Annotated in this window: 12 protein-coding genes; 1 reads left to right on the top strand and 11 read right to left on the bottom strand. The window is 46.5% G+C overall.

Translation table 11 applies throughout. The annotated features are described in order from the left end of the window. Positions 1 to 11: 11 nt before the first annotated feature. Positions 12 to 1,334: an electron transport complex subunit RsxC gene (gene rsxC, locus DWX28_RS01685; protein WP_118251470.1), complete on the bottom strand. Its 1,323-nt coding sequence runs from the start codon at positions 1,332 to 1,334 to the stop codon at positions 12 to 14. Between the two features lie 225 nt (positions 1,335 to 1,559). On the opposite strand from rsxC, the gene DWX28_RS01680 reads away from it, so the two are divergent. Then, on the top strand, positions 1,560 to 2,585 hold the full coding sequence (locus DWX28_RS01680; RefSeq protein WP_118251469.1) for a ribonuclease H-like domain-containing protein: 1,026 nt from the start codon (positions 1,560 to 1,562) through the stop codon (positions 2,583 to 2,585). A gap of 58 nt (positions 2,586 to 2,643) precedes the next feature. Here the strand turns inward: DWX28_RS01680 and rpsA are convergent, their stop codons facing one another. The 10 genes from rpsA to DWX28_RS01630 all read right to left on the bottom strand — a co-directional run bounded on the left by rpsA (position 2,644) and on the right by DWX28_RS01630 (position 13,248). Continuing rightward, complete coding sequence (rpsA, locus tag DWX28_RS01675) at positions 2,644 to 3,726, bottom strand: 30S ribosomal protein S1 (RefSeq protein WP_118251468.1); 1,083 nt, start codon at positions 3,724 to 3,726, stop codon at positions 2,644 to 2,646. Next, positions 3,707 to 4,573, bottom strand: coding sequence for a 4-hydroxy-3-methylbut-2-enyl diphosphate reductase (gene ispH / locus DWX28_RS01670; protein WP_118251467.1), 867 nt, complete (start codon positions 4,571 to 4,573; stop codon positions 3,707 to 3,709). Before ispH ends, rpsA begins: the two co-directional genes overlap by 20 nt. 5 nt (positions 4,574 to 4,578) lie before the next feature. Next, a complete protein-coding gene (gene cmk / locus DWX28_RS01665) occupies positions 4,579 to 5,256 on the bottom strand; it encodes a (d)CMP kinase (protein ID WP_022213778.1) in 678 nt (225 codons plus the stop codon). 16 nt (positions 5,257 to 5,272) lie between these two features. Beyond that, positions 5,273 to 6,514, bottom strand: coding sequence for an NAD(P)/FAD-dependent oxidoreductase (locus DWX28_RS01660; RefSeq protein ID WP_118251466.1), 1,242 nt, complete (start codon positions 6,512 to 6,514; stop codon positions 5,273 to 5,275). A 98-nt stretch (positions 6,515 to 6,612) separates the two neighbouring features. Then, positions 6,613 to 8,025 carry an oxaloacetate decarboxylase subunit alpha gene (locus DWX28_RS01655; RefSeq protein WP_118251465.1) on the bottom strand — a complete coding sequence of 471 codons (1,413 nt, stop codon included), beginning with the start codon at positions 8,023 to 8,025 and terminating at the stop codon, positions 6,613 to 6,615. A 53-nt stretch (positions 8,026 to 8,078) separates the two neighbouring features. Beyond that, on the bottom strand, positions 8,079 to 9,227 hold the full coding sequence (locus tag DWX28_RS01650) for a sodium ion-translocating decarboxylase subunit beta (protein ID WP_118251464.1): 1,149 nt from the start codon (positions 9,225 to 9,227) through the stop codon (positions 8,079 to 8,081). 16 nt (positions 9,228 to 9,243) lie between these two features. After that, positions 9,244 to 9,612: a biotin/lipoyl-binding carrier protein gene (locus DWX28_RS01645; RefSeq protein WP_022213774.1), complete on the bottom strand. Its 369-nt coding sequence runs from the start codon at positions 9,610 to 9,612 to the stop codon at positions 9,244 to 9,246. A 24-nt stretch (positions 9,613 to 9,636) separates the two neighbouring features. Continuing rightward, complete coding sequence (locus DWX28_RS01640; RefSeq protein ID WP_022213773.1) at positions 9,637 to 10,380, bottom strand: OadG family transporter subunit; 744 nt, start codon at positions 10,378 to 10,380, stop codon at positions 9,637 to 9,639. A 13-nt stretch (positions 10,381 to 10,393) separates the two neighbouring features. Continuing rightward, positions 10,394 to 11,830: an acyl-CoA carboxylase subunit beta gene (locus tag DWX28_RS01635; RefSeq protein ID WP_022213772.1), complete on the bottom strand. Its 1,437-nt coding sequence runs from the start codon at positions 11,828 to 11,830 to the stop codon at positions 10,394 to 10,396. Between the two features lie 215 nt (positions 11,831 to 12,045). Then, positions 12,046 to 13,248 (bottom strand): D-alanyl-D-alanine carboxypeptidase family protein, encoded by a 1,203-nt coding sequence (locus DWX28_RS01630; protein ID WP_118251463.1) that lies wholly within the window; start codon positions 13,246 to 13,248, stop codon positions 12,046 to 12,048. Between the last annotated feature and the right edge of the window lie 18 nt (positions 13,249 to 13,266).

Here is a 13,266-nt window from a genome sequence, read left to right as displayed (position 1 = left end):
GTTCCCTCCCCCTATTTCTTCTTACGGCTGGCAAGAACCATTTTACGCATAGATTTGATACTCTGGGTCAGCGGTCTCTTCGCCGGACAGATATAACTGCAGCATCCGCATTCACAGCATTCCATACCATCCAGTGCTTCAAAACCTGCCATATCACCACGTTCAGCCAGCGTAGCCAGACGAGCCGGAAGAACATGACCGGGACAGACACCTACACAACGGCCACAGTTGATACATGCCGTCTGGATCTTCTGTGCCTCAGCTACTGCATCATGCTCCAGGAAAAGGAATGCAGAGGTTGTCTTGGTGCACGGGATATGAAGGTCATATAACGGGAATCCCATCATCGGACCACCGGAGATGATTTTCTCGATCTTGGCTTTCAGTCCGCCTGCTGCATCGATCAGTTCAGACATATCGGTTCCTGTATAAACACTGAAGTTCTTAGGCTCTTTGATGCCGTCACCTGTTACAGTCACAACTCGATCCATGACAGGTCTGCCCTGGATAACAGCCTTGTATACAGCAACTACAGTCTCTACGTTGTCTACCACGCATCCAACATCTGCCGGGAGCATCTTGGAGTTGATCTCTCTGCCTGTTGTCGCGTAGATCAGGGTACGCTCACCACCCTGTGGGTATTTGGTCATGAGTTCTTTGACTTCAATCCTCGGGATATCCTTGACCAGTTTCTGCATCTTCTCGATACAGTCCGGTTTGTTGTCCTCGATACAGATATAACCTTTGGCAGAATCAAAGAGTTTCAGGATCACTTTAAGTCCCTCGACTACTTTCTCCGGTTCTTCCATCATTCTGCGGTAGTCACTGGTGATGTACGGTTCGCACTCCGCGCCGTTTACCAGTACGTATTCGATCTTGGAAGGATCCTTCGGTGCCAGTTTGACATGAGTCGGGAAACCGGCTCCACCCATACCTACTACTCCGCCTTCTTTGATACGGTTCAGGATTTCTTCTTTGGTCAGATCTTCCAGTTTCGCAGGTGTGAACTCCACTTCCTGATACTGTTGGTCGTTCTCCACGATGATCGCATCGATCATGGCGCCTGTCGCATTCAGGCGCTTCTCGATCCCCTTAACAGTACCTGATACAGATGCGTGAAGAGGTACAGATACAAATCCTCCTGCATCTGCGATCTTCTGTCCTGCGAGAACCTGGTCACCCTTTTTGACACATGGAACAGACGGTGCTCCGATGTGCTGAGACATCAGGTAAGCCATGTCTCCTTTTGGGAGATACTTCTCAATCGGATGATTCTTTGCCAGTTCCTTACCTTCGTAAGGATGGATTCCGCCCTTAAAGGTCAGTTTTCCCATATATTCGTTTCCTCCTTTTTCATGAGCTGGTATCCACCGCCCATGTTTATTTTGTTTCTGGTGCTGCAGACGATGCCCTCTGCAGTAGAAATCTTGATTAGTTACTGTGCACTCCATTCACAATAACCGCTATCTATACTATACATCTTTTTCACTAAAAATTCACTACCCAATTCACAAAATATTGTGTATAATTAAATACAATCAAGAAAGGAAAAATATAACATGATTGTTAAAAAAATGCCGATTTTACAAGGGTTTCCAGAGCCTGATACTGTTAAATTTTTGTCGAGTGCAGAATTAAAGTTGTCAGAATTTTCACCTATTTTTTACGATATTGAGACTACAGGTCTGTCCCGATATTCCACCTTCGTTTATCTGATCGGAGCCGTACGATATGAACAAAACCTATGGATCCTGACACAGTGGCTCGCGGAATCTCCCGAAGAAGAATCTCTGATCATCGAGGAATTTACCCGCTATATACAGGGCGCAACCTGTACGATCCAGTACAATGGAAACCGTTTTGACCAGCCTTATCTCGAGGAAAGGTGTCGAAGGAGCGGTCTTCCTTCCCCTTTTGGAGAGCTTCCGTCGATTGATCTCTATCAGTCGCTCAGATCGTGTCAGACTTTGTTTAAATTATCACGAATGAAGCAGCCCGACCTGGAAAATCTGTTTCCTTCCATACACAGAATACACTGTGACGGCGGTCAGTGCATCCGATTGTACCGCTCCTATATAAAAAAGAAGGACCCCTCCGCACTGGAAACGGTTCTGGGTCACAATCAGGAAGACTTATGCGGGCTTGGATCTGTCTATACGCTTCTGAGCTACAAATTCCTCTATCTTGGCGAATATGAGCCTTCCGCTGTCCGTATGCACGGCCAGGAAGAACTTGTGATCACGCTGGCGCTAAAGCATCCGGTCCCTGTTCCCGTTTCCTGTGTCACAGAGGAATTCTATCTCACCGTTAATGATTCCGAAGCCAAACTGCTCCTCCATCTCAGGGATGGAAAGCTCCGGCAGTATTATCCGAATTACAAGGACTATGAATATCTCCCCGGAGAAGATCAGGCAATCCCCAAATCGCTCAGCCGCTACGTGGACAAGAGCCTGCGGACAGCAGCCACGCCCCAGACCTGTTACACCTGGTTCTGCTGCGACGAAAGTTTCCTCAACAGCAGACAGAAACAGATGCAGTACCTGACACATTCTCTCCCCTGTCTTCTCAAAAATCTCGGAAAATAACGCAAAAAAATCCCGGCAGACCTTAAATCTGTCGGGATTTCATATTATTTGGAATTAATTAAGCCTCTGTTTCTTCTTCTGCCTGTGCAGGAGCTTCCAGTGCTTTCATGCTAAGGCTGATCTTCTTGTCTTCGCCGTTGAAGTCAACAACCTTTGCTTCGATTTCCTGTCCGATGGAAAGTACATCAGATGGTTTTGCAACGTGCTCTCTGGAAATCTGGGATACATGAAGAAGTGCATCGATTCCAGGTGCCAGTTCAACGAATGCACCAAAGTCTGTCATACGTGCAACTTTACCAGTTACAACGTTGCCTACTGCGAATTTCTCAGCAGCTGTAAGCCATGGATTCTCTTCCGGGAATTTCATGGACAGTGCGATCTTGTCTCCGTTGATCTCTTTGATCATAACTTTAACTTCGTCACCAACGTTGAATACTTTCTTCGGGTTCTCTACTCTGCCCCAGGACATTTCGGAGATATGAAGAAGTCCGTCTGCTCCACCGAGATCGATGAATGCACCGAAATCTGTAACGTTCTTAACAACGCCTGTAACAACATCACCAACGTTGATTCTCTCCATAAGTTCTTTCTGTTTTTCTGCTTTCTCAGCAAGAAGAAGCTGTTTACGGTTACCGATGATACGGCGTCTTCTTGGGTTGAATTCTGTGATAACGAATTCGATCTCCTGATCTGCATATTTGGAAAGATCTTTCTCATAAGTATCGGATACAAGGCTTGCAGGAATGAATACTCTTGCTTCCTCAACGTTTACGCAAAGTCCGCCATCCAGTACCTGTGTTACAGGAGCTTTCAGTACTTCCTGAGATTCAAAAGCAGCTTCCAGACGTTTGTTGCCTTTCTCTGCAGCAAGACGTTTGTATGTCAGGATAACCTGGCCCTCTCCATCGTTCACTTTCAGGACTTTTGCTTCCATAGTGTCACCAACTTTGACTGCATCGGTGAGTACCAGGGAAGAATCGTTGGAATATTCATTCTTTGTGATGATACCATCTGCTTTATAACCGATATTCAGGATGATCTCATCCTCTTTGACATCGATAACAGTACCCTGTACGATCTCTCCATTTCTGATTGTTTTTACGGAATCCTCCAGCATCTGTTCAAAACTTAATTCTGACATGTTCTTGAACCTCCTCAATAATTTTCTTTGGGGTGGACGCCCCTGCTGTAATACCTACACAACTACTGCGATGGAACATTTCAGAATCCAAGTCTACAGGTGTTTGTATATAGTAAGTATTTCCACATTCCTCTTTGCATATTTCAAACAGCTTTTGAGTATTGGAACTATGTCTGCCACCGATGACAAGCATAGTGTCTACCTCTCCGGCTATGTTTTTTGCTTCTTTCTGCCGTTCTTCAGTAGCATTACAAATAGTGTTTAAAATATTGCTAATATTTAAAACATTATTATAATACCTCTTTTCGCGGAGAATTTCAACTAGTTCTTTAAATTTGTTGTAATTAAATGTCGTCTGTGATACAACGCATGCTTCCATATCTGCTTCCGGAATCATATTCTCGACATCTTCTCTGTTTTTGAGGACTCTGTACGGGCCATGGCACCAGCCGCAGATCCCCTGCACCTCCGGATGCTTCGGATCTCCGAAAATGAAGATCTGTTTCCCAGCAAGGCTTTCTTTCTCGACGATCCGGTGGATCTTGAGTACGAATGGGCAGGTGACATCTACATATTCAAGTCCATTCTCCTTAAGCTTCTCATAGATCTCTCTTCCCACGCCGTGAGAGCGGATCACAACGGTACCACTCTTAATATGATCGAGATCCTCTACTTCAATCACACGCACGCCTCTTGATTCCAGATCAGAGACAACTTCTTCATTGTGGATGATCGGTCCCAGAGTATAAATAGGAGAAACTCCATCCTCGATCAGCTGATAGACCTTGTCGACAGCCCGCTTGACTCCGAAACAGAAGCCTGCAGTCTCTGCTACTTTAACCTTCATATCGTTTATTCCTTTTCTGATACTTTGGAGTGATAGACAGAAAGGATCTTCTCGACAGTCTCATCGATCGTAAGTTCTGAGGAATCCACGAGAACAGCATCCTCTGCCTGGCAGAGCGGCGAGATCTCTCTGGTCATATCTCTCTGATCTCTCTCCTCGATCGTTTTCTGGATCTCGGCAAGATCACAAGCCTCACCCTTTTCCTGATATTCAAGATAACGGCGGCGTGCCCTTGTCAGCGAGCTTGCGGTAAGATAGATCTTGACATCTGCATCCGGCAGGATCGTTGTTCCGATATCTCTGCCGTCCATGACAACGCTCATGGTCCTGGCCAGCTTGCGCTGCAGATCAAGAAGCTTCTCTCTCACACGCGGCACTGCAGAACTTACAGACGCCATTGCACTCACTTCTTCTGTGCGGAGATGTGCATTTACATTTTCTCCGTCGAGAAGAACGATCTGCTCTCCATTCTGATACTCAATAGAAATCTCCGCATTCTGACATGCCTCTCCGATCTCATCCGGTTCCTCGCGGTTTACTCCCTTTCTGAGAAGATAAAGTGCCATGGCGCGATACATTGCTCCTGTATCCACGTATACAAAAGAAAGTTCTTTTGCTACTTTTTGGGCCACTGTACTTTTGCCCGCTCCAGCCGGACCGTCAATTGCAATATTGTGTACCATTTTGTTTTCCTCCTAGTTACTCTTTTTCGCTTATATCTATAGCAGCAAGGTATGCAGTGGACCACGCGATCTGAAGATTGTAGCCCCCTGTTACTGCGTCAAGATCAAGAACTTCACCTGTAAAATACAGGTTTTTGATTTTTTTGGACTCCATGCTTCCCGGGTTGATATCCTTGACGGAAACACCGCCCTGTGTGATGACCGCCTCCTTGAATTCTCCCGGCTCCGTGATCGTGAACGGGAAATTCTTGACGACTGTGCCAAAGGCAAGGCGTTCTTCTCTGGATATCTCATGGATCACCTTATCTCCCGGGATTCCACCGATCTCAAGCATCACCGGTGTAAGTGATGACGGGAAAAGGACTCCTATCACATTCTTAAACTGCTTATTCTTGCCATTTTCAAACTCTCGAAGTATCCGCTCATCAAGCTGCTCCGGACTGAGGGCCGGCTTAAGATCGATAAATGCGCTCAGTTCTTCTCCTTTGGCAAGATATTTGCCAAGTTTGGCACTGGCACTTAAGATCAGCGGTCCGGTAACACCGGTATGTGTAAACATCATCTCTCCAAAATCCCGATAAAGGATCTTTTTGCCGCGTCTGACTGTAAGCTCTACATTCTTGAGTGAAAGTCCTGTCATCCTCAGAATATAACCTTCTTTGACCTTAAGCGGAACAAGCGATGGGATACAGTCCGTCACCTGATGCCCGGTCTCCCGTGCAAAACGATATCCGTCTCCTGTGGAACCGGTCGTCGGATAAGACAGGCCGCCTGTCGCAACGACTACTGCATCTGCATTCTGAACTTCTCCGTCTGCCAGGGAAATTCCTGTCGCAGCCCCGTCCTTTGTCAGAATCTCTCTGACTTCACTTCTGAATCTTACGTGAACGCCATATTTCTTCATAAGACGTTCCAGACCGCGGATGATGTCTGAAGAGCGGTCAGATTGTGGAAAAACGCGGTTTCCCCGTTCTGTCTTGAGTGGTACGCCCGCCTCCTCAAGAAGGGCCATCATATCCTGGCTGTTAAAAGTATAAAATGCACTGTACAGAAATTTGCTGTTCGTCATCACTGCGCGGAGCAGATCTTCTACCTCACAGTTATTTGTAACATTGCATCTTCCTTTTCCTGTAATATAGAGTTTCTTTCCCAGCTTTTCGTTTTTTTCGTATAAAAAAACTTCACAGCCGTTTCTGGCGGCGATGATACTGCACAGCATACCGGCAGCTCCGCCCCCGACAATTATCACTTTGTTCATGGAAATCCTTTCTTGCAAGCAAGCCCGTCAGAAAAATCTGGCGGGCCTGATTATTTTCCTTCATTTGGAACGCTGTCCAAAGCAGGGATTTTTATTTTTTATACCGGATATGCTCCGTTTTCTGTGTCTGCAGCTTTCTCGTCTACTTTTTTCTCCTGAGCCTGACGGTATTTGAAGAAGTCAGTAGCAACCTGCGGGAACAGTGCGTAGGACAGAACGTCCTCATCCTGCTCTTTGTAAGCGGACATTTCTGTTTCCAGTTTGTCCAGCTCATTGTCGAGAAGGTCTGCCGGACGGCAGGTGATCGGTTTTGCATCTCCGATGCACTTCTTCTGTACATCCTGGTTGAATGGTTTTACGGTTGCACCGTATTTTCCTAACAGGATATCCTTTGTTTCTTTTGTGACCATCTTGTATCTCTCACCCATGAGCACGTTGAATACAGCCTGTGTACCAACGATCTGAGAAGACGGAGTTACGAGCGGCGGCTCACCGAGGTCTTTACGAACCTTCGGAACTTCCTCAAGAACATCGTAGAATTTGTCTTCTGCGTGCTGCTCTTTGAGCTGTGATGTCAGGTTGGAAAGCATTCCGCCTGGTACCTGATACAGAAGAGTCTTGATGTTTACACCAAGGTTCTTCGGATTCAGAAGGCCGCTGTCCAGAGCGTCATCACGGATCGGCCGGAAGTAATCAGCGATCTCAGCAAGGAGTTTCTGATCAAATCCTGTATCATATGGTGTGCCTTTGAAGGTCTCTACCATAACCTCTGTTGCCGGCTGGGAAGTTCCCAGAGCGAACGGAGACATTGCAGTATCGATGATATCAACACCAGCTTCTACTGCTTTGAGGTATGTCATGGAAGCAACACCAGAGGTGTAATGTGTATGAAGATCGATCGGGATCTTAACAGCATCTTTGAGTGCTCCGACAAGCTCAGTTGCTTTATATGGAAGCAGAAGACCTGCCATATCTTTGATACAGATGGAATCTGCACCCATGTCTTCGATGTGTTTTGCGATGTTTACCCAGTACTCAAGAGTATATGCATCACCTAATGTGTAGGAAAGAGCAACCTGTGCGTGTGCTTTTTCTTTGTTGGCAGCTTTAACTGCTGTCTGAAGGTTACGCATATCGTTGAGGCAGTCAAAAATACGGATGATGTCGATTCCGTTTGCTACAGATTTCTGTACGAAGTATTCTACTACGTCATCTGCATATGGACGATATCCAAGGATGTTCTGTCCACGGAACAGCATCTGAAGTTTTGTGTTCTTGAAGCCGTCACGTAATTTACGAAGTCTTTCCCATGGGTCTTCTTTAAGGAAACGAAGGGAAGCATCGAAAGTAGCTCCACCCCAGCACTCTACTGCGTGGTAGCCGACTTTGTCCATTTTATCTACGATCGGGAGCATCTGTTCTGTGGTAAGTCTTGTTGCGATCAGAGACTGATGAGCATCACGGAGAACAGTTTCCACGATTTTTACAGGTTTTTTTTCTAATTCAGCCATTATGTTTTCTCCTTATATTATTAATTCAGCTAAACGCATCTGACCCAGCGGGATCAAACACCGAAGATAGCCATGAAGGTTCCGGCTGCAACGGCTGTTCCGATTACACCGGCTACGTTTGGTCCCATTGCATGCATCAGCAGGAAGTTTGTAGGATCTGCTTCTGCGCCGACTTTCTGGGATACACGGGCAGCCATAGGAACGGCTGATACACCAGCGGATCCGATCAGCGGATTGATCTTTCCACCGGACAGTTTGCACATCAGTTTACCAAGCATACATCCGCCGAAAGTACCGAATGCAAATGCTGCAAGACCGAGAACAACGATTTTCAGAGTATCAACATTAAGGAATGCCTCTGCGCTTGTAGAAGCACCTACAGATGTACCAAGCAGGATAACTACGATGTACATCAGGGCATTGGAAGCAGTCTCAGTAAGCTGTTTAACAACGCCTGACTCACGGAAGAGGTTACCCAGCATCAGCATACCTACCAGCGGAGCTGTTGTAGGAAGAAGTAAGCAGACAACGATCGTGATAACGATCGGGAACAGGATCTTCTCGATCTTGGTTACCGGACGAAGCTGATCCATTTTGATCTTACGTTCTGCTTCTGTAGTACAGAGTTTCATAATCGGCGGCTGAATGATCGGAACCAGTGACATATAAGAATATGCCGCCACCGCGATCGGTCCCATTAAAGCGGTCTGTCCAAGTTTTCCGGCAAGAAAAATGGAGGTAGGACCATCTGCTCCACCGATGATGGAGATCGCTGCTGCTGCTTTTCCGTTGAATCCAAGGAAGATCGCAAGGAAGTATGCAACATAGATACCAAGCTGTGCAGCTGCTCCGAGGAGGAAGCTCTTCGGATTGGCGATCAGCGGACCGAAGTCTGTCATCGCACCAACGCCCATGAAGATCAGGGACGGAAGGATACTCCACTCATCGAGGATATAGAAGTAATGCAGAAGACCACCAACACCGTTGGACATGTCTTCCGGATTTGCCATAATGTCCGGGTAGATATTTACCAGGAGCATACCAAAAGCGATCGGAACCAGAAGAAGCGGCTCAAAACCTTTTTTGATAGCAAGGAATAAGAATACACACGCCACCGCGATCATCAGATAGTTTCCCCATGTCAGGTTAAAAAATGCTGTCTGATGGATCAGGTTGGACAGGGTTTCTGTTACATAAGACATTTGATTACCTCCCGTCCTAGTTCATTGTAGCCAGAGTATCTCCGTTTTCTACGGATGCGCCTTCGGATGTGTCGATGCTGGCTACAGTACCATCCTGAGGAGCTACAACCGGGATCTCCATCTTCATGGATTCCAGGATCACGATGTTGTCTCCTGCTTTTACTGCCTGTCCTGCGGAAGCTACGATCTTGAGGACTTTACCTGGTACAGAAGCGGTAACTTTGACTGCGCCTGCTCCTGCTGCCGGTGCTGCTACTTTAGGAGCTGCTGCTGGTGCTGCCTTCGGTGCTGCTACTGGAGCTGCTGCCGGTGCGCTTACGCTTCCTGTTTCTTCTACAGTAACTTCATATGCTGTTCCATTTACGGTGATTGTATAGCTTTTCATTTTTAATCCTCCTAAAATTGTCAATTACCTTTTTTTGCGGTTGATCTTACGGATGGAGCGTACAACAAATCCGTCTGTTGTAGTTCCCTCTGATGCTGCGATCGCTGCTGCGATCACGGCGATCAGCTCTGAGTTATCAGTTTCTTCCTGAACAGGTGCTGCTGCCACTGGAACCGGTGCAGGAGCCGGAGCTGCTGCTTCTTCTTTTTTCTTTTTAACCTGCTGTGCTCCTGAACCCGGAATGTATTTGAACAGGGAGATCAGGAAGATCAGCATGGCCAGAATCACGAATACAGTACCGATTCCCATAAGAGTGTTAAGTGCTGCATTCTTCATGGTTGTTCCAAAAGAATACTGAATATCGACTGCCAGTGAAGTAGGAGTCAGGTTCTTGTCAAATACATAAGTAAATTCAGCGTCTTCTTTTTCGAATTCAACCGGAATAACTGCTGTATATTCATCACCTGAATATTCGATCTCTACATCACCGGTTTCCTTCAGCTCACCCAGGGCGTCTTTGGTTCCGTCCCAGGCTGTCATTGCACTTGAAGTAAACGCATCGTCGGACTCCATGTACTGCTCGATCTGATCATCAGACAGTCCGATGATCTCATCTGTCAGTCCTTCTGCATAAGTTTCAATCTGGTTTTTGACGGTTTCGTCGATCTCACCATCTGCCCAAACAACTGCTGCACCAGAGAACATCAGGGATGCGGCGCAGGCAAAAGCAGCGCAGGTAGTGGATGCTTTCTTTAACATCTGATTCATATGCTCACCTCGCTTAGACTGTGCCATGTTTCTTAGCTGGACGGTCTTCTCTCTTTGTGAACAGCATCTCAAATGCTCCGATCACGTATTTACGTGTGTCAGCCGGAGCGATCACAGTATCTACATATCCTCTTGCTGCGGCAGATTCTACGCTGGACTGCAGTTCTCTGTACTCTGCAGCTTTCTCGTTGATAACAGAAGCTTCTGATCCCGGGTACATGATCTTTGCTGCCATGGAAGCATCCATCATTCCGATTTCTGCATTGTCCCATGCATAAACGATATCTGCACCTACAGATTTGCTGTTCATTGCCACATAAGCTGTTCCGTATGCTTTGCCGATGATGACGTTTACCTTCGGAACGGTTGCGGATGCAAATGCATGAACCAGTTCTCCGATGGATTTAGCCATAACTTTCTCGCTGCATACAGTTGCGTTGAATCCGGTTACGTTTGTAAGAGTCAGTACCGGGATATCAAAAGCGTCACAGAATTTTACGAATCCGGCTGCTTTTCTTGCTCCTCTTGCGGAAAGAGTGCCGTCGAATTCTTCTGTCTTCTCACCTTCTGCATCATAAACTTCTGTTCTGTTGGCTACTGCACCTACAGTCATTCCGTTTACACGAAGGAGTCCTGTAACAACGTCTTTACCATAGTCTCTCTTGGTCTCGAAGAAGATTCCGTTGTCTGCGATTCTGGAAAGTGCGATGGAGGTGTCTCCTGCGCATGCTGCGATATCCTCGCATGCACGGTTCAGATCATCTGTGCACTCTGCGAAAGAATCATTGTCTTCGAAGTTGGATGGAAGAAGGCTTACCAGCTGACGGATCTCAGCAAGGATCTCTTCTTCGGATTCTACAGCATCAATAAGACCAGTCTCTTTGCTCTGGTAATCAGCTGCTGCTGTGTCACATTTCTCTGTGCAGTTTCCATCAAGTGCGTTCGGGCTGTTTACGAACATTTTGCCTTTTTTGGCTTCGATGAATGTGAAGTCGGTCAGTGCCGGAACAACTGCCATTCCTCCGCCACAGGTACCGAATACTGCTGTGATCTGCGGGATCATTCCGGATGCCATTGTCTGTTTAAAGTAGATTCCACCGAATGCTTCCAGTGCATCTGTTGCTTCCTGAAGACGCATTCCTGCACAGTCTACCAGACCGATCACAGGTGCTCCTGTCTTGATAGCAAGGTCATATAATGCGGAGATCTTCTTTGCATGCATCTCGCCTACAGTTCCGTTCAGTACGGAAGCATCCTGGCTGTATACATAGACAAGATTTCCATCGATTACACCATATCCGGTGATAACACCGTCTGAAGGCGCTTTTTTCTCAGTCATGTTGAAATCTGTAGATCTGGCTGTTACGCTTTTCCCGATTTCGACAAAACTGTTGGCGTCAAGCAAAGAAGTGATTCTTGTGCTCGCTAAGCTTTGTGTTGCATTACTCATTCTCTTTTGCCCTCCATGTTTATAAAATTTTAAAATATAACCAAAATTTTAGCCGATTATAATTGTAACCTGTTTTCAAGTTTTTTTCAATACATTTCGGTTTTTTTGTTAAATTTTTAACCCCAAAATTTATTTTATGTCAATGCAAAAATTTTGGTCAAAAAAAAGAAAAGCCCTCTCCTCGCGGAAAAGACTTTTTGCTCTCTTTCATTTCCTTAATGAAAAAATCTATCAGAAACATATTCCAGGGTCCGGGTGAAGGTTCTCTCCCCGACAGACTGTTCTGCCAGTACCGGGTAAGCAGAGAGCAATTCCCCATTCAGCCGGAATGTCACCTGCCCGATCTCATCTCCCCGTCTTACAGGAGCTTCGATCGAAGACGGCACTTTTACCTGACAGGTCACATTTTCCCTGTCAGAAAGAAGCATGCAGGTTTCTTTCTGTTCTTCGGAGATATCGAGAAGACCGTGCAGATATATCTTCTTTCTGCCGACAGGATCTCCCGTGAATCCATTTTTGACCTGGATCAGAGGAATCTCGGGGTCTTTCCACCAGCTGCGGTATTTATAATTTTCTTCGCCGTAATTAAGAAGTGCTGCGGTATCCTTCCATTTGTAAGTCTTGTGGTTCGGCCAGCCGCTTCCCAGAAGGGCAACAATGAAAGTCCTGCCGTCTTTTTCCTCTGCACAGACATAACAGTAGCCCGCGTCTCCTGTGTATCCGGTTTTTCCTGACAGGATGCCTTCTCTCATATCCAGGAACGCATTCGCATTGTGGAGAGAAAATGTCCGCTTCTTCTCAATATCTGAAAAAGAATAGTCCCTTGTCTCGGTGATCTTGAGGAACATCGGATTCTGTATGGCATAGCGCATGATAAGTGCCAGGTCCCGCGCTGTTGTATGATGACTTCCCCCGTCATCCTTCGCATCCAGCCCATTCGGTGTCACAAAATGTGTGTCCGTACAGCCGATCTCTTTCGCTTTCTGGTTCATCATGGCTGCAAATCCTTCCACAGAACCTCCGATATGTTCCGCGATCGCGACCGCGGCATCGTTGTGGCTCTGCAGCATCAGAGAGTACAAAAGGTCTTCCAGATAATACTGCTCTCCTTTTTGAATACCAAGCCGTACATCTGGCTGCGCGGCAGCATTGGAAGAAACCTGTACATAATCATCGCCTTTACCGTTTTCCAGGGCAAGGATGCAGGTCAGGACTTTCGTGGTGCTTGCATTCGCTCTCGGTGTTTCGCCCTCTTTTTCATACAGGACACGCCCCGAATCCCCATCCATCAGAACTGCCGAAAGCGCATAAAGATTTCCGGGCGCACTGCTTTCCCCGGAAGCAGCACAGACTGTGGAATTTATCAAAAAAACTGCTATGACCAGAATCGTGACCATGATATTATATCTGCGTTTCATATCCCACCTCTTATTCTT

The organism is Blautia sp. AF19-10LB (genome assembly GCF_003461245.1).
Lineage (GTDB): Bacteria > Bacillota > Clostridia > Lachnospirales > Lachnospiraceae > Blautia_A > Blautia_A intestinihominis.
The sequence above is the reverse complement of the archived record's forward strand: the minus strand, read 5'-3'. Positions and strand labels throughout refer to the sequence as shown.